Origin of the sequence: Methylobacterium cerastii (genome assembly GCF_022179125.1) — a bacterium.
Classification (GTDB): domain Bacteria; phylum Pseudomonadota; class Alphaproteobacteria; order Rhizobiales; family Beijerinckiaceae; genus Methylobacterium; species Methylobacterium cerastii.
Window position 1 is genome coordinate 57,104 of sequence record NZ_BPQG01000016.1, and the last position, 15,851, is coordinate 72,954.

General features: G+C 72.5%; 15 protein-coding genes. 7 read left to right on the top strand and 8 right to left on the bottom strand.

The features are described from left to right. Positions 1-91: 91 nt before the first annotated feature. Positions 92-1,435 (bottom strand): Nramp family divalent metal transporter, encoded by a 1,344-nt coding sequence (locus MFF13_RS06680; protein WP_147765211.1) that lies wholly within the window; start codon positions 1,433-1,435, stop codon positions 92-94. Positions 1,436-1,683: 248 nt separating this feature from the next. Between MFF13_RS06680 and mntR the strand changes: the two genes are divergently transcribed. Continuing rightward, complete coding sequence (gene mntR, locus MFF13_RS06685) at positions 1,684-2,136, top strand: manganese-binding transcriptional regulator MntR (RefSeq protein WP_147754042.1); 453 nt, start codon at positions 1,684-1,686, stop codon at positions 2,134-2,136. Between the two features lie 117 nt (positions 2,137-2,253). Here mntR and MFF13_RS06690 read toward each other — a convergent pair whose 3' ends face one another. Then, on the bottom strand, positions 2,254-2,697 hold the full coding sequence (locus MFF13_RS06690) for a DUF488 domain-containing protein (protein WP_238271551.1): 444 nt from the start codon (positions 2,695-2,697) through the stop codon (positions 2,254-2,256). Positions 2,698-2,899: 202 nt separating this feature from the next. Between MFF13_RS06690 and MFF13_RS06695 the strand changes: the two genes are divergently transcribed. The 4 genes from MFF13_RS06695 to MFF13_RS06710 all read left to right on the top strand — a co-directional run bounded on the left by MFF13_RS06695 (position 2,900) and on the right by MFF13_RS06710 (position 8,141). Then, a complete protein-coding gene (locus tag MFF13_RS06695) occupies positions 2,900-3,775 on the top strand; it encodes a glycoside hydrolase family 25 protein (protein WP_373322491.1) in 876 nt (291 codons plus the stop codon). 178 nt (positions 3,776-3,953) lie between these two features. Continuing rightward, a complete protein-coding gene (locus tag MFF13_RS06700; protein WP_147765209.1) occupies positions 3,954-4,751 on the top strand; it encodes a Crp/Fnr family transcriptional regulator in 798 nt (265 codons plus the stop codon). Further along, positions 4,738-7,524: a PAS domain-containing protein gene (locus MFF13_RS06705; RefSeq protein ID WP_238271560.1), complete on the top strand. Its 2,787-nt coding sequence runs from the start codon at positions 4,738-4,740 to the stop codon at positions 7,522-7,524. The genes MFF13_RS06700 and MFF13_RS06705 overlap by 14 nt, the downstream gene beginning before the upstream one ends. Before the next feature lie 89 nt (positions 7,525-7,613). Next, complete coding sequence (locus MFF13_RS06710; protein WP_147762614.1) at positions 7,614-8,141, top strand: GNAT family N-acetyltransferase; 528 nt, start codon at positions 7,614-7,616, stop codon at positions 8,139-8,141. Positions 8,142-8,341: 200 nt separating this feature from the next. On the opposite strand, the gene MFF13_RS06715 is transcribed toward MFF13_RS06710, so the two are convergent. The 5 genes from MFF13_RS06715 to MFF13_RS06735 form a co-directional block, all read right to left on the bottom strand. Then, positions 8,342-9,646: an MFS transporter gene (locus MFF13_RS06715; protein ID WP_147754279.1), complete on the bottom strand. Its 1,305-nt coding sequence runs from the start codon at positions 9,644-9,646 to the stop codon at positions 8,342-8,344. A 121-nt stretch (positions 9,647-9,767) separates the two neighbouring features. Continuing rightward, a complete protein-coding gene (gene trmFO / locus MFF13_RS06720; RefSeq protein ID WP_147762571.1) occupies positions 9,768-11,240 on the bottom strand; it encodes a methylenetetrahydrofolate--tRNA-(uracil(54)-C(5))-methyltransferase (FADH(2)-oxidizing) TrmFO in 1,473 nt (490 codons plus the stop codon). Positions 11,241-11,298: 58 nt separating this feature from the next. Beyond that, a complete protein-coding gene (locus MFF13_RS06725; protein ID WP_147754277.1) occupies positions 11,299-11,445 on the bottom strand; it encodes a DUF1127 domain-containing protein in 147 nt (48 codons plus the stop codon). A gap of 417 nt (positions 11,446-11,862) precedes the next feature. Continuing rightward, a complete protein-coding gene (locus tag MFF13_RS06730) occupies positions 11,863-12,168 on the bottom strand; it encodes a GCG_CRPN prefix-to-repeats domain-containing protein (protein WP_147762572.1) in 306 nt (101 codons plus the stop codon). 152 nt (positions 12,169-12,320) lie between these two features. Then, complete coding sequence (locus MFF13_RS06735) at positions 12,321-13,295, bottom strand: S1C family serine protease (RefSeq protein ID WP_238271562.1); 975 nt, start codon at positions 13,293-13,295, stop codon at positions 12,321-12,323. 327 nt (positions 13,296-13,622) lie between these two features. On the opposite strand from MFF13_RS06735, the gene MFF13_RS06740 reads away from it, so the two are divergent. Together MFF13_RS06740 and MFF13_RS06745 are read left to right on the top strand one after the other, a co-directional pair. Beyond that, a complete protein-coding gene (locus MFF13_RS06740) occupies positions 13,623-14,174 on the top strand; it encodes a sigma-70 family RNA polymerase sigma factor (protein ID WP_147762574.1) in 552 nt (183 codons plus the stop codon). Continuing rightward, complete coding sequence (locus tag MFF13_RS06745; RefSeq protein ID WP_147762575.1) at positions 14,171-14,923, top strand: anti-sigma factor; 753 nt, start codon at positions 14,171-14,173, stop codon at positions 14,921-14,923. Before MFF13_RS06740 ends, MFF13_RS06745 begins: the two co-directional genes overlap by 4 nt. A 141-nt stretch (positions 14,924-15,064) precedes the next feature. Here the strand turns inward: MFF13_RS06745 and MFF13_RS06750 are convergent, their stop codons facing one another. Continuing rightward, entirely contained in the window at positions 15,065-15,625 is a 561-nt protein-coding gene (locus MFF13_RS06750; RefSeq protein ID WP_147754815.1) for a fasciclin domain-containing protein, read from the bottom strand. Positions 15,626-15,851 lie beyond the last annotated feature (226 nt).

Consider the following 15,851-nt stretch of genomic DNA (forward strand, 5'->3'; position numbering starts at 1 on the left):
CCCTCGCGTCCGGACGCCATTGAGCGCGAAAGCGGGCCCGGTGTCAGCCTCCCGGCATGCCGGATCGGGCCGGCTGTAACGGGAGCCCGGATCAGCCGGCCGCCAACCCCGGGATCGGCAGGCCGAAGGCCTGCGCCAGCAGGACCGCGTTGAGGCAGAGCACGAGGGCCGCGCCGGCCAAAGCGGCGACCTGCGTCGCCCGGCCGTTGGCGAAGGCGCCCATCAGGTCGCGGCGCCGGGTGAACAGCACGAGCGCGACCATCGGCACCGGCAGCGCCAGGGACAGCACCACCTGCGACAGCACCAGCGCGCGGGTCGGGTCGACGCCGATCCCGATCACCACGAAGGCCGGCACCATGGTCGCCAGCCGCCGCACGACCAGCGGCACGCGCCAGCCGAGGAAGCCCTGCATCACCATCTGCCCGGCCATCGTGCCGACCACCGAGGACGACACGCCCGACGCGATCAGCGAGACCAGGAACGCGCCCGCCGCCGCAGGACCCAGCAGCGGCGTCAGCGTCTTGTAGGCCTGGTCGATCTCGGCGACCTCGCTGTGGCCGAGGTGGAAGGCGGCCGCCGCCATGATCACCATGGCGATGTTGACGAGGCCCGCGAGCGCCAGCGCCACCACCACCTCGCGGTTCGAGTAGCGCAGGAGCACGCGCCGGTCGGCGTCGTCGCGGACCCCGCCGCGCCCCTGCGTCAGCCCCGAATGCAGGAACAGCGCGTGCGGCATCACCGTCGCGCCGATGATGCCGACCGCGATGGTCAGCGCCTCGGCGTCCGGGATCCGCGGCGTCGTCAGGCCCCTGGCCGCGTCGGCCCAGGCGACCGGGGCGACGAACAGCTCGATCGCGTAGCAGAGGCCGATGGTGGCCACCATCGTGCCGATGACGATCTCCATCCAGCGAAACCCCCCGCGCTCCAGCAGCAGGATCGCGTAGGTGACGATTGCCGTGACCACCATGCCGGCGAACAGCGGCATGCCGGTGAGCAGCGACAGCCCGATCGCGCCGCCGAGGAACTCGGCGAGGTCGGTGGCCATCGCGGCGAGCTCGCTCACCGCCCACATCGCGAGGCGCACGGGCTTGCGGAACTCCGCGCGGCAGAGCTCGGCGAGGTTTTGGCCCGTGACGATGCCGAGCTTGGCCGAGAGCGCCTGGAACAGCATCGCCACGAGGTTGGCGGCCAGCACCACCCAGAGCAGGCGGTAGCCGTACTTGGCGCCGGCCTGGATGTTCGTCGCGAAGTTGCCGGGGTCCATGTAGGCGATCGAGGCCATCACGGCGGGCCCCGTGAACAGCAGGAACCGCCCGCGCCCGACGGCCCGCCCGTCGAGCACGTCGCGGATGCCCTGCTCGGTGCGCCGGCTCAGGTTTTCGCGCTGCGGCGCGATCCGGCGGCCGGCCGGCGTCTCCGCGAGGGGTTGGTCCATGGACGTCGCCGCGCTTCCGCACGGCCCCGTGCCGCGCCTTGTATAGCATGAGCTATAAAGATGCGCCCGGGCTCAAGGTCAAGGGCGATTCTTGCGCCGCGCCGGGGCTCGCCTTCCGCCGCGCTTTTGCTAAACAGGGGCCTCGCGCCGCAGCCGACCGGCTTCCCGGTGTGTCCGCAGGGATCGCGCGCAAGGACGCCGCAGGGCGTCCGCCCACGCGACCTGCTCGAGGGGAGAGAGCCGGCACCATGCAGGATCCGCCACGATCCGAGCCCGCGCTCATCGATCCGGAGGTCCACGTCGAGAGCTTCCGGCAGGCCCGCGAGGCCCGGCGCTCCGAGCTCGTCGAGGACTACGTGGAGTTGATCGCCGACCTGATCGGCGACGGCGGCGAGGCGCGCCAGGTCGACATCGCCGCCCGCCTCGGCGTGGCGCAGCCGACCGTCGCCAAGATGCTGAAGCGGCTGGCCGAGGACGGGCTGGTGCAGCAGCGCCCCTATCGCGGGGTGTTCCTCACAGAGGCCGGCCGGGCGCTCGCCAGCCAGGCGCGCGAGCGCCATCGCATCGTCGAACGCTTCCTGTGCGCGCTCGGCGTCAGCCCCGAGACCGCGCGCCGCGACGCCGAAGGCATCGAGCACCACGTCAGCGGCGAGACCCTGGAGGCGTTCCGGCGCTTCAGCGAAGGCCGGCCCGACGCGTGACGGTCGTTGCCTTCGACCGGGGTCGAAGGCGTCCGCCGCACGGGCGGCGGCGCGCGTTCGCGCTTGCGGACGGCCTCCGGCCGTCCGGACGGGCTTCGTCGTGGGGTTCGAGGCCGGTCACCCGAACAGGTCGACGGTGGTGAAGCCGCGGTCTTCCAGGCGTTCGGCGAGCACGCGCCGGTGGCAACGCTCCGGGTCGCGCTCGAAGCAGAGCAGGCAGGTCGGCGCGGCCTCGGCCATCCGGGCGAGCTCGTCCAACGCCAGCCCGCCGTCGGCGGTGTCGAGCACCGCCTCGCGGTAGATTTGGCGCATGAGCGTCGCGTCGTGGGCGCGGGCGGCCTCGCGGCCGGCCTTCGGCGTGCCGAGGCTGCGCAGGTGGGCGTAGGCGAGGCCCGCCTCCTCGATCCCGGCCTTGAGCGCGCCCTTCGAGAACCCGCGCTTGCGCGAGTTGGCCACCGCCCGCACGTCCGCGAGCAGGCCGCATCCGGCGTCGCGCAGCGCCCCGGTCAGGCGCTCCGGGTCGAGGCCTTCGTATCCTATGGTGAACAGAACCTTACCCAACCCGAGCCCTCCGAAGAAGCGAGGCGGCGGCGTGACTTAACCGAACCGGCGCGCGGCGCGCGGACGCCGTCCACGCGGTCATGTGTCTCGGCCGACACGGGTTCCGGAATTCCGCCGCATTGACGGCAAAAGTCTGTTAACCGCCCCGGGGTCATCGAATACCTCTGTTGTGGCGCTTCACCAGATGGCGGGCCGGGCATCGATGTCGCTGAGGAATGCTCGACCCGTGGATCTCGCTCCGACCTCGGCCGGCCTGCGCGCCCTCGCCAAGTCCACCTTCGCCAAACGCATCCTCGCGGCGACGCTGCTGGCGAGCCTCGCGGCGTGCGCGGCCAACAACGACTTCTACCCGACGAACGGCGACGCGAAGCCCCATCCGGGCGTCGCGCGGGCCAAGAGCCATCCGATCCAGGGCATCGACATCTCGAAGTGGCAGGGCAACGTCGACTGGGCCTCGGTCCGCGCCGCCGGCACCCAGTTCGCCTTCATCAAGGCGACGGAGGGCGGCGACCACGTCGACGACCGCTTCCGCGCCAACTGGGACGCGGCCGGCCAGGCGGGCGTGCCCCGCGGGGCCTACCACTTCGTGTTCTGGTGCCGCTCGGCCAAGGAGCAGATGGACTGGTTCAAGAAGAACGTCCCCAACGATCCGACCGCCCTGCCCCCGGTGCTGGACGTGGAGTGGAACGGCCACTCGCAGACCTGCCCCAAGAAGCTGCCCAAGGCGCAGGCCCTGGCGATGACGACGTACATGCTCGAGGAGATGGAGCGGTACACCGGCAAGCGGCCGATCATCTACACCGACATCACCTTCCACAAGGACGTGCTCGAGGGCGAGCTGCCCGACTATCCGCACTGGCTGCGCTCGACCGCCGCCGAGCCCGAGCAGCGCTTCGCCAACCGCAAGTGGATGCTGTGGCAGTTCACCTCGACCGGCCGCGTGCCGGGGGTGCGCGGCGACGTCGACCGCAACGCCTTCTACGGTACGCCGGCCGAGTGGGCCTCGTTCCTCTCGACCGATTGCGACCCGCGCGAGCACGGGCGCCTCGCCCAGCAGGGCCTCTGCACCGGCAAGTAGTCCTCCCGTCCGCGCTTGCGCGGACGGGTCGCCGGGTCCGCGGCGCGTGCGCGGCGGAAAACCCGCGCGCCGACGCTGAAAAATCATCGAATTCGTGCATGTTCTGTCAACTAATGGACGGACCGGACCGTCGCATGTCCTGTAGGTTGTGACGTTCCAACTCCTACCGTCGAATCGCATGCCGGCCGCGTCCTCTTCCCCGTTCGACGGAAATCGCCTGCTCCAGGACCTGCAGGACGCCGACCGCGCCCTGCTGGCGCCGCATCTCGAACCGACCACCTACGCCAAGGGCGACGTGATCTTCGCCGCCGGCACCGAGGTCGGCGCGATCACCTTCCCCTGCCGGCAGACGGTGGTGACCCTGCTGATCGCGATGCAGGACGGCCGCAGCGCCGAGACCGCCACGATCGGTTGCGAGGGCGCCGTCGGCGGCGTGGTCAGCGACGGCCGGGTGCCCGCCTCCACCAGCGCCGTGGTGCAGATCGGCGGGCCGGCCCTGCGCCTCGACGCGGCGCACCTGCAGGAGGCCAAGCGCCGCTCGGCCACCCTGCGCGCCCTGTTCACCCGCTACTCGGACTGCCTGCTCGCGCAGGTGCTGCAATCGGTGGCCTGCAACGCCCTGCACCCGATCGAGGCGCGCTGCCTGCGCTGGCTGCTGACCCTCCAGGACCGGATCGCGGGCGACGTGCTGCCCGTGACCCACGAGCAGCTCGCGGCGATGCTCGGGGTCCAGCGCACCTATCTCACCCGCATCCTCAGCACCCTGCAGGCGCAAGGTCTGCTCCGCGTCGGGCGCGGCCGCATCACCGTCCTCGACCGGGCCGCGATGGTGGACGCCGCCTGCGAGTGCCACGGCGCCGTCCACCGCCACTACGACACCGTCCTCGGCGCGGGCCACGCCGTCGCAGGACCTTCGGAGCGCGCGGCCCAGCCCGGCCGCGACGGGATCGCAGCGAGGCGCGATGCCGCCCGGTGACGCCCGCCCGGACCGGGTCGCGCTGGTGTCGGCCCACGCCGCCGCGCCGCCGGCCGAGACCGGGTTCGACGACACCGTGCTGCTCGCGCGCGAACTGCTCGGCGCGCCGGCCGCGTTCCTCGCCCTCGCCGACGGCGCGGGCCTGCAGGTGGCGGCGCAGCTCGGGATCGCCGCGCCCGGCGGCCGGGCCCCGGCGCGCCTGATCGAACGGGGCGGGCTCTGCCAGGAGCACGTCGAGCAAGGCGAATCCGGCATCCTGTCCGACCTCGGAGGCGCCGGCCCCCGCCCGTTCCGCTTCCTCGCGGCGCTCCGCCTCGAATCGCGCGCGGGCGTGCCGCTCGGGACGCTCTGCGTGCTCGACGACGCCCCGCGCGCCGGCCTCACCCCGGGGCAGGAGGCGGGCTTGCACGCGCTCGGGCGCCGCACGGTCGGCCTGCTGGAGGCCCGCGCCGCCCTCGACCGGCGCGAGGCGCGCCTCGCCCGGCAGCGCCAGGCGTTGGAGGCCAGCGCCTCCACCACCGTTCGCCTCGGCGAGAGCGCCCTGCTGATGCGGCTCGCCGTCGAGGCGACCGGGATCGGGATCTGGGACTACGACCCGGTGGCCGACCACCTCGATTGCGACGTCGCCGCCCGCCGGCTGCTCGGGATCGGCGCGGCGCAGCCGGCGAGCCTCGCCCGGAGCTTCCTGCGCACGATCCACGCGGACGACCGGGCGCGGGCGGCGGCCGACCTGCGCGCCTCCCTCGACCCCGCCGGCGACGGGCGCTTCGGCGGCGACTACCGCCTGGCGCGGGACGACGGCGCGGCGCGCTGGGTCGCGATCTGCGGCCGTCCGGTGCTCGCGGGCGGCCGCGCCAACCGGATCGTCGGCAGCGTCCGGGACGTGACGGCGCGCAAGGCCGCCGCCCTCGCCTCGGAGGCGGTGCGCGAGCGCTACCGCCTGATCGCCCGCGCGACCAGCGACGCGATCCGCGACTGGGACCTCGTCGCCGACGCCGTCACCTGGAACGAGGCGCTGCAGACCGCCTACGGCTGGGACCCCGCGGGCGCGGCCGCCACGGGGGCGTGGTGGCTGGCGCAGGTCCACCCGGCCGACCGCGACCGGGTCGAGGCGGCGCTCGTCGCCGCGATCCGCGGCGGGGGCGACGCCTGGAGCCTCGAATACCGCTTCCTGCGCGCCGACGGCCGCCACGCCGAGGTGCTCGACCGCGGCTACGTGATCCGTGCGCCGGACGGCACGCCCCTGCGCATGGTCGGCGCGATGCTCGACCTGACCGAGCGCAACCGGGTCGCCGCCGACTTCCGCGCGATCTTCGAGGGCGCCAACGTCGGCATCGTCCAGATCGACCCGCACACCCTGGAGGCGCTGAGCGTCAACGCGAAGCTCTGCGCCATCTGGGGCGCGCCGGCCGCCGCCATCGTCGGCCGGTCGGTCGCCCGCTGGACCCCGCCGGAGGACGCGACCGAGCGCGACGCGCTGCACCGCCGCCTCGCCGCCGGCGAGGTCATGCGCGAGACCCTGGAGAAGCGCTACCGCCGCGCCGACGGCCGCATCATCTGGGGCCGGGTCAACCTCGTGTCGCAGGCGCTCGGCGACCGGCTGCAGATCACGGCGATGATCGAGGACATCACCCTGGAGCGCACCACCGAGGCGCGGCACCGCGCGCTGATCGCGCTCGGCGACGCCCTGCGCGACGCCTCCGGCCGCAGCGAGGCGATCGCCGCCGCCGCCGCGATCCTCGGCGCGACCCTGGGGGCGATGCGCGCCGGCTACGGCGACGTCGACGTCGCGGCCGGCCTGTTCCGGGTCGAGTCCGCCTGGACCGCGCCCGGCATCCGCCAAGCCAAGACCCTTCCGCCCGGCCCCCTTCCGCTTGGCCCCCTTCCGCCTTGCCCCCTCGCCGCCTTTCCCGAGACCCTGGCGCGCCTGGCCTCGGGCCTGCCGCAGGCGATCCGCGACATCGCCGAGCCGGCGCTCGCGGACGACGCCGCGGCCTATGCCGGCATGGGCGCGCAGGCCGCCGTGAACGTGCCCTTGATCCGCCTCGGTCGGCTCGCCGGGGTGCTGTTCGTGCACGATCGCGGCCCGCGCGACTGGGCCGCCGGCGAGATCGCCTTCGTGCGCGAGGTCGCCGAACGGCTCTGGGGCACGCTCGGGCGGATCCAGGCCGAGGACCAGCAGACGCTGCGCAACCGCGAGCTGAGCCACCGCCTGAAGAACACCCTCGCGATGGTCCAGGCCATCGCTTCGCAGACGCTGCGCAACGCGCCCGACTTCGAGACCGCCAAGGAGGCGCTGGCCGCCCGCCTGATCGCGCTGGGCAAGGCCCACGACATCCTCCTGACCGGCGCGCGGGAGAGCGCCGGCATCGGCGCGGTGATCGCCGGGGCGCTGGCGATCCACGACGACGGCCAGGCCGGGCGCTTCGCCCTCGACGGGCCGGCGATCGAGGTCGGGCCGAAGGCGGCGCTCTCGCTCGCGCTGATGATGCACGAGCTCGCCACCAACGCGGTGAAGTACGGCGCGCTCTCGGTGCCGGGCGGTCGCGTCGCCGTGACGTGGTCGCTCGAGGCCGACGCGATGGTGCGGATGCTCTGGACCGAGCGCGGCGGCCCGAAGGTCGCGGCGCCGACGCGAAAAGGGTTCGGGTCGCGGCTGATCGAGCGTGGCCTCGCCGGCGCGGTCGGCGGGTCTGTCGGCCTCGCCTACGAGCCCGAGGGGGTGGTCTGCCGCGTCGAGGCGCCGCTCTCGGGCTTCGAGGCCGCCGAGTAGGACCCTGGGGCGCGGCACGAGCGCGGGATGAGATCGCCCCGCCAAAGCGTCTCTTTCGGGAACCGCCACCCGATCCCACATCCGTGCAGATGCTTTTCCGCCGCGCGAGAGCCGACAGCTTGAGCGACCTGCCCGGTCTGGAGACCGCGCGCCTGACGATCGACGGGCTGACGCCCGACGACGCGGAGGCCCTGCGCAGCCTCACTGACGACCCGGCGATCACCGGCGCCGTCGACTTCCTGCCCGCGCCCTTCACCCTGGCCGACGCCCGCGCGCTCATCGCCTCCGGGCGGCGACGCGAGGACCGGTTCTTCGGCGCGCGGACGCGCGAGGGCCGGACCCTCGTCGGCGTCGTCGGCACGCACCTGCGCGGACCCGGCGCGATCGAGATCGGCTACTGGGTCGGCGGCGCCGCCCGCGGGCGCGGCCTCGCCACGGAAGCGGTGACGGGCATCCTGGGCTCGCTGTCGCGCCGCTTCCCCGCCCGCCTGATCGTCGCCGAATGCCGCCCCGGCAACGTCGCCTCCTGGGGCCTCCTGACCAAGCTCGGCTTCCGCGACACCGGCGAGGAGGGCCACCGCCCCGGCCGGCGGCTGATGGCGCTGCGGTGCGGCTGATGCTCCGGGTGGCCGCGACCGCGTGGCCGCGACCGGAACCCGGAGGCGCGTCGAAGCTTGTCCGTTCGGAGCGATCGGAACGGAGGCGGCAATGGGTGAAGATCTCGTGGTGTTCGGCCTCTCGGCCCTGACATTCGTCGGCTTCGTGTTCGGTTACGCGACATCCCAGGCGTAGGCGCCGGGCTGCGGACCGTCAGGCCTCAGCGCACGGAAGCGGCCGCCCCGGCGGGCATCGCCTTGCCGCCGCGATAGATCACCAGCGTCGCGAACAGCCCGAGGGCGCCGCCGAGCGACATCCACAGGCCCGGCGCCGCCTTGTCGCCGGTCGCCTCGATCAGCCAGGTGGCGACCAGCGGCGTCATCCCGCCGAACAGGGCGGTCGCGAGCGAGTAGGCCAGCGAGAACCCGGCGGTGCGGACCTCCACCGGCACCACCTCGGTCAGCGCCACCACCATGGCGCCGTTGTAGCTGCCGTAGAGGAACGAGAACCACAGCAGCACGGCGAGCATCGCCCCGAAGCTGACGTGCCCGACGAGCCAGGTGAGCGCCGGGTAGGCGGTGAGCAGGGTGAGCGCCGAGAACACGATCAGCAGGGGCTTGCGGCCGATCCGGTCGGACAGCGCCCCCATCACCGGCAGCCAGAACAGGTTCGAGACCGCGACGCAGAAGGTCACGAGCAGGCTGTCGGTGTCGGTGAGCTTCAGGACGCTCTTGCCGAAGGTCGGGGTGTAGACGGTGATCGTGTAGAACGCGATCGTGGTCATCGCGACCATCAGCATGCCGAGCAGCACGATCCGCCAGTTCGCGGCGAGCGTCCGGAAGATCTCCGCCGCCTCCGGCCGGTGCTTGCGCTCGGCGAAGGCCTTGGTCTCCTCCAGCGAGTTGCGGATGTAGAACAGGAACGGCACCAGCGCGCAGCCGATGAAGAACGGCACCCGCCAGCCCCATTCCGACATCTGCTCCGGCATCAGGGCATGGTTCAGCCCGTAGCCGATCGCCGCCGCCGCCATGATCGCCACCTGCTGGCTGCCCGACTGCCAGGAGACGTAGAAGCCCTTGCGACCGGGGGTCGCCATCTCCGACAGGTAGACCGAGACGCCGCCGAGCTCGACGCCCGCCGAGAAGCCCTGGAGCAGGCGCCCGACCAGCACGAGGCCGGGCGCCAGCAGCCCGATCGTGGCGTAGCCGGGCACGAAGGCGATCAGCACGGTGCCGGCGGCCATGATCGCCAGCGTCGTGATCAGCCCCTTCCGGCGCCCGACCCGGTCGACGTAGGCGCCGAGCAGCACCGCGCCGAGCGGCCGCATCAGGAAGCCGGCGCCGAAGGTCATGAAGGTGAGCATCAGCGAGACGAACGCGTCGCCCGACGGGAAGAACGCCTTCGCGATGTAGGTCGCGTAGAAGCCGAACAGGAAGAAGTCGAACATCTCCAGGAAGTTGCCGCTGGTGACCCGCAGCACCGCCCCGACCTTCGATCCGGTCGACCCCTCGTATGATCCCGCCACGGCCTCGCCCCCTCTGCTTCGGCCGCGGCCGTTCGGAGCACTGTTCGCCGGGACGGGCGCGGGCTCAAGGCGAGATCGTGAGTCTCCCGGACTTTTGTGATGGTTCGGACGTGCGGAGCCGCTACTCGGCGGCCGCCGCCTGGGGCACCGTGCCCGCGATCCAGGCCGAGAGGTCGGCGCGCGCCCGGTCGGTCAGGGCCTGGCGCTTGAGCATCGCCTTCTCCGGCCCGCGCAGGCGCTTGCCGGTCTCGTTGCGCGGCATCGCGGCGAGCGGCGGGAACAGCCCGAAGTTGACGTTCATCGGCTGGAACGAGCGCGGCTTGGCCGGCGCCTTCACCAGCGCCTCGGCCGTCTCCTCGCCCGGCTCTTCGGGCACGTCGTCGAGGATGTGGCCGCCGGTGATGTGGGCGATCAGCGCGCCGAGCGCGGTGGTCTGCGGCAGCGGCTCCAGGGCGCGGCCCTCGGCCTCCGCCACGGCGAAGCGCCCGGCCATCAGGCCGATCGCCGCGCTCTCGACGTAGCCCTCGCAGCCGGTGATCTGGCCGGCGAAGCGCAACGACGGCCGGACTTTCAGGCGCAGGGTCGCGTCGAGCAGGCGCGGGCTGTCGAGATAGGTGTTGCGGTGGAGCCCCCCGAGGCGGGCGAACTCCGCGTTCTCCAGGCCGGGGATGGTGCGGAAGACGCGGACCTGCTCGGAATAGGTCAGCTTCGTCTGGAACCCGACCATGTTGTAGAGGGTGCCGAGCGCGTTGTCCTGGCGCAGCTGCACGATGGCGCAGGCCTTCACCTGAGGATCGTGCGGGTTGGTGAGCCCGACGGGCTTCATCGGGCCGTGGCGCAGGGTCTCGGCGCCGCGCTCGGCCATCACCTCGATCGGCAGGCAGCCGTCGAAGTAGGGCGTCGAGGCCTCCCACTCCTTGAAGCCGATCTTCTCGCCGTCCACGAGGGCCTGGATGAACGCCTCGTACTGCGCCCGGTCCATCGGGCAGTTGATGTAGTCGGCCCCCGTGCCGCCGGGCCCGACCTTGTCGTAGCGCGACTGGAACCACGCCTTGTCCATGTCGATCGAGTCGCGGTGGACGATCGGGGCGATGGCGTCGAAGAAGGCGAGCGCGTCGGCGCCGGTGATCGCGCGAATCCCCTCGGCGAGCGACGGCGCGGTCAGCGGGCCGGTGGCGACGATGCACGGCCCCCAGGCTTCCGGCGGCAACCCGGCGACCTCTTCGCGGACGATGGTGACGTTGGGATGCGCTTCGAGCGCGGCGGTGACGGCGGCGGAGAAGCCGTCGCGGTCGACCGCCAGCGCGCCGCCGGCCGGGACCTGATGCCGGTCGGCCGCGCGCAGGATCAGCGACCCGAGGGTGCGCATCTCCTGGTGCAGAAGGCCGACGGCGTTGCCGTTCGGGTCGTCGGAGCGGAAGGAGTTGGAGCAGACGAGCTCGGCCAAGCCTTCGCCGTGATGCGCCTCGGTGCCGCGCACCGGCCGCATCTCGTGCAGGACCGCGTGGTGGCCGGCTTCGGCGATCTGCCAGGCGGATTCGGAGCCTGCGAGGCCGCCGCCGACGACGTGGATGGTGTTTCTAGAGCTGGACATGCCCCGGGATACCGGAACGGGCCGGCCCGAAGCAACGGGCCGGCAGACGTCCGGAAGATCAGCCGCGGGCGATGCCTTGGATCTCGAAGCGGTTGATGCCGAGGTCGGCGAGGTCGCGATCGGACAGGCGGGACAGCTCGGTGACGGTCTCGCGGTAACGGAGGTAGGCGCGGAAACGGCTGAGGACGCTACGGGCGGCGGACATGACATTGACCTTTGTTCAGGCAGACGGTGACGACCGCGTGGGCACCGATGCCTCTTGTTGGTGCAATGCACATATAAGCTTGCTGCAGCGCAGCGGCAGGCCGCGCTCGGTGAGCCTGCCATGCAGCTTCGACATGCGCCGCACAACGATTTGGCAAGGTTTTGGAAAGCCTGTTTTCGAGGCTGCCGCGCTGGCGGAGTCGCGCGCATAGGTCGCGGGCGCGTCGTGGCCTGCTCGGATGGCCAGGTCGGGGCGGATGATCTTGCGGTCGTCTGCGCTGAATCGGGGACGCCGGTCGATGCGCCCGCGTAAGACTGTCGTTCCGCGCGATGATCTTGAAAACGACGGCGCCGCACCGCGGAAGATCCGCGATGCGGCGCCGTCGTGGAGGGCCCGGCGTGCGGGCCGTGCGGGGTTTCAGTAGAAGTGGCGCGGCCCGTAATAGGCCGGGCGGCCGTAGAACGGGCGCGGCGGGCCGTAGCCGTAGGGGCCGTAGCCGGGCGGGCGCCGCCAGTACGGACGCGGGCCCCAGTTCGGCCGGCACATGCCCCAGGGATTGGGGTGGAAGCCGGGGCCGCAGCCGCCCGCGACCGTCTCGATCAGCGCGCCGCCGGACAGCGGCGCCAGCGGCAGCGCCTGAGCGGCGGGTGCGAGGAGCACCGCTCCTGCCAGGCCGGCTGCCGTGGCGAGGCCGGCCACACCAAAAGTCTTCACGTGCGTCATGACGCGATCTCCTTCGATGTCCGGCCAGGAAGGGAATGGCCGGGCAGCGGGAAATCTACGTCGTCCCGGATGAATTTCCACTGACGGACGTGTTGTCGGGCGTACAGCCAAGCCTGGTGGCCAAGCCTCGCAGCCAAGCCGAGGCGGCCGGGTCAGTGCAGCGGCGGGCTCATCAGGAAGCGCTCGCGGTCGCCAGAGACCAGGATCGGCTTCATCGCGCGGCCGTCGCGGCGGATCGTCAGCGGCACGCGCACGCCCGCCTCGCCGAGCGCCCAGACGCTGCGGAAGAAGTCGGCGAGGTCCGCCACCGGCTCGCCCGCCACCGCCTCGATCACGTCGCCCGCGCGCAGGTCCGCCGCCTCGGCCGGGCCGTTGTCGGCCAGCCCCATCACCACGACGCCGTCCTCGCTCTCGGTGGCGTAGAGGCCGAGCCAGGGGCGGGCCGGACGGTTGGCGCGCCCACGCGAGGTCAGGTCGTCGAGGATCGGCGGCAGCAGGTCGATCGGCACCACCATGTTGATCGCCCGCGGACCCGACGTGCCGCCCTGCTGGAGCTGGAGCGAGCCGATGCCGAGGAGGTCGCCCTCCGGGCCGATCAGCGCGGTCCCGCCCCAGTTCGGGTGCGAGGGCGCGGTGAACAGCGCCTCGTCGAGGACGTACTCCCAGTAGCCGGCGAATTCCTGCCGGGCGACGATCTGCGCGGCGACGCAGCGCTGGCGACCGCCGGCCCCGGCCACCACCGCCCGGTCGCCGATCTTCAGGCTGCCGGAGGAGCCGAGCTTGAGCGCCGGCACGCCCAGAGGCCCGAGGGCCTGGACCAGGCCGAAGCCGGTCGCGGCGTCGAACCCCATGACGTGGCCGGGCACGGAGCGGCCGTCGTTGGTGGTGAGCCACACGCTCTCGGCCTCGGTCACCAGGTATCCGATGGTCAGCACGAGGCCGTCCTCGCCGATGACCACGCCGTTGCCCGCCCGCTCGGTGCCGAGCGTCTCGGCGGTGAAGGCCTCGGCCGGCACGCGGGCGGAGAGCTGGACCATCGCCGCCAGCGCATGGTCGAGGTCGTAGCCGTAATCGCCCGGCTTCGGCTGCGTCGAAGCCGGGATTTTCCAGTCACCCTGCGAGGCCATGCCGCGTCGGTCCTTCGAGATGTCTGCGCTCCGGCGCGGGGCCGGAGGGTCGGTCGAATGTTTCGGATACGCACGCGGCGTACCTTGATCAGGGGAGATAGGACGCGCCGTCGGCGAGCGACACCCCGGCAGGGCGACGCGGCGGCGGCGTGCGAGCGCGACCGTCATGGGATGCCGCCTTTCCGCTTTCGCATCCCGCGGGAGAACCGCGGCAATCGGGGCGCCACGGCTTCTCATCACCGCAGAATGCGCTAACCCTTGCCGCAACGGTCCCGATCGATCGCCCTCGCCGGCGGGAGGACCTGCGAACGGGACGGGGGACGATCTTTGGGCGACGACGCCACCCTGCAGCGGATCCTGCGCGCGATCGCCGGCGGCGACGCGGGCGCGCTGCGCACGCTCTACGACCTGACCTCACCGAAACTTTACGGGGTCATCCTGCGTATCCAGCGGGATCGGAGCGTGGCCGAAGATGTGCTGCAGGACGTCTACCTTCGGGTCTGGCAGGCGGCAGGTTCCTACGCTCCTGAATCAGGGCGGCCGATGACGTGGCTCTGCGCCATCGCGCGCAACCGCGCCATCGACGGGATCCGCCGCAAGGGCGAGGTCCAGGGACCGGTGCGCGAGGACGGCGAGGACTGGGTGGAACGTCTCATCGACCCGCACGACACCGAGGCGGCGATCGTCGGGCGCGGCACGCTCACGGCCTGCCTCGCCCGCCTCGACGCGGCGCAGCGCGCCTGCGTGATGCTGGCCTATTGCGAGGGCTGGTCGCGCGAGGAGCTGGCCAGCCACTACGACCGTCCCGTGAACACCATCAAGACCTGGCTGCACCGCTCGCTCGGCGCCCTCAAGGGCTGCCTGGAGGAGCAGGCATGAGCGCAGGATCCATGGGTGCCGGACCCGAAATCGAGCGCGACCAGCGCGCCGCCGAATACGTGCTCGGCACGCTCTCCTTCGACGAGCGCGCCGCGTTCGAGCTGGAGCGCGCCGTCGACCCCGCCACCGCCCGCGCGGTGACGGCGTGGGAGGAGCGCCTCGGGCCGCTGGCCCTCGCCGTGCCGGACGAGACGCCGCCGGACCACGTCTGGCCCGGGATCGCCGGGGCGCTGGCGCGCGCCGCGGCGCCGGGGGCTGCCGCGGCTTCGCCTGCGCATCCGCCCACGCCCGCCAACGACGACCGCGTGATACGCCTCGGCGCCCAGGTCCGGCGCTGGCGCCTGGCCGCGGGCGGCACGGGGCTGCTCGCCGCCGGGCTCGCGCTGTTCGTCGCGGTCGGCGGCCGGCGCGACGAGCCGGCGCCCGGCACGCGCTACCTCGCCGTGGTGCAGAGCGGCGGCGCGCTGCCGGCCCTGGTGCTGCGGATCGATACGAAAGCCGGCACCGCCGAGGTGCGCCCGGTCGGCGCCGAGACCCCCTCCGGCAAGAGCCTCGAGCTCTGGTACATCGGCGCCGGCGCCTCGCCCAAGGCGATCGGCCTCGTCGGCCCCGCGGCGACCCGGATCGCCCTGCCCGCGGAGACCGCGGCGAGCGGACTCATCGCCGTCACGGTCGAGCCGCCCGGCGGTTCGCCGAACGGCACGCCGACCGGACCCGTGGTCTATTCCGGCACGCTGATCCGCGAGTGAGGCGGACGGCCCGGCGGCCTGGGATGTCTTGACGCCGAGACGTCCTGACCTTCGAACGAAGAACGCCCCGGACCGCGAGGTCCGGGGCGTTCTTCGTATCGTGCCGCGGTCCGGCGTCTGGGCCGGACCGCGGCCGCGCCATCAGGGCTGCAGCACGCCGTTGATGACGTGGATGACGCCGTTCGACTGCATCACGTTGGCGATGGTCACGGTGGCGGTGTTGCCCTTGGCGTCGGTCACGTAGACCTTCTTGCCCTTGGAGGTGACCACCAGGGGCTCGCCCTCGACGGTCTTGAGCTGGGCCTCGCCGCCGCCCTTCTTGACCTCGGCCATCAGCTCCTTGGCGGTGTAGACGCCGGAGACCACGTGATAGGTCAGGATCTTGGTGAGGGTGGCCTTGTTCTCGGGCTTCACCAGCGTCTCGACCGTGCCGGCCGGGAGCCGGGCGAAGGCGGCGTTGGTCGGCGCGAACACGGTGAACGGGCCCGGGCCCGACAGGGTGTCGACGAGGCCGGCGGCCTTCACGGCGGCGACCAGCGTGGTGTGGTCCTTGGAGTTGACCGCGTTCTCGACGATCGTCTTGTTGGCGTACATCGGCGCGCCGCCGACCATCGGGTTCTTGGCGAAGGCGGCGACGGGCGCGGCGCCGAGGGCGAGCGCGAGCGCGAAGGTGGCGAGGCGGGAAGCGTGATGCGACGTCATGGCGTGTCCTGACCGTTCGTAGGACCCCGGCGACCGGGGGTTACGGGCGCTCTTACGGGACGTCGCGCGGAAAGGTTTCGGCGCGGGCGCGTTTCCGGCGCCGCCAAGCGTCCGAAAACGAAAGACCGCCCGATCCTCGTGGATCGGACGGTCTTTCGCTTCAGGCCCGATCCGTCGCGGATCGGGCCGTCGGGTCGTGCGGCTCTCAGTACTTGCGGACGAGGGG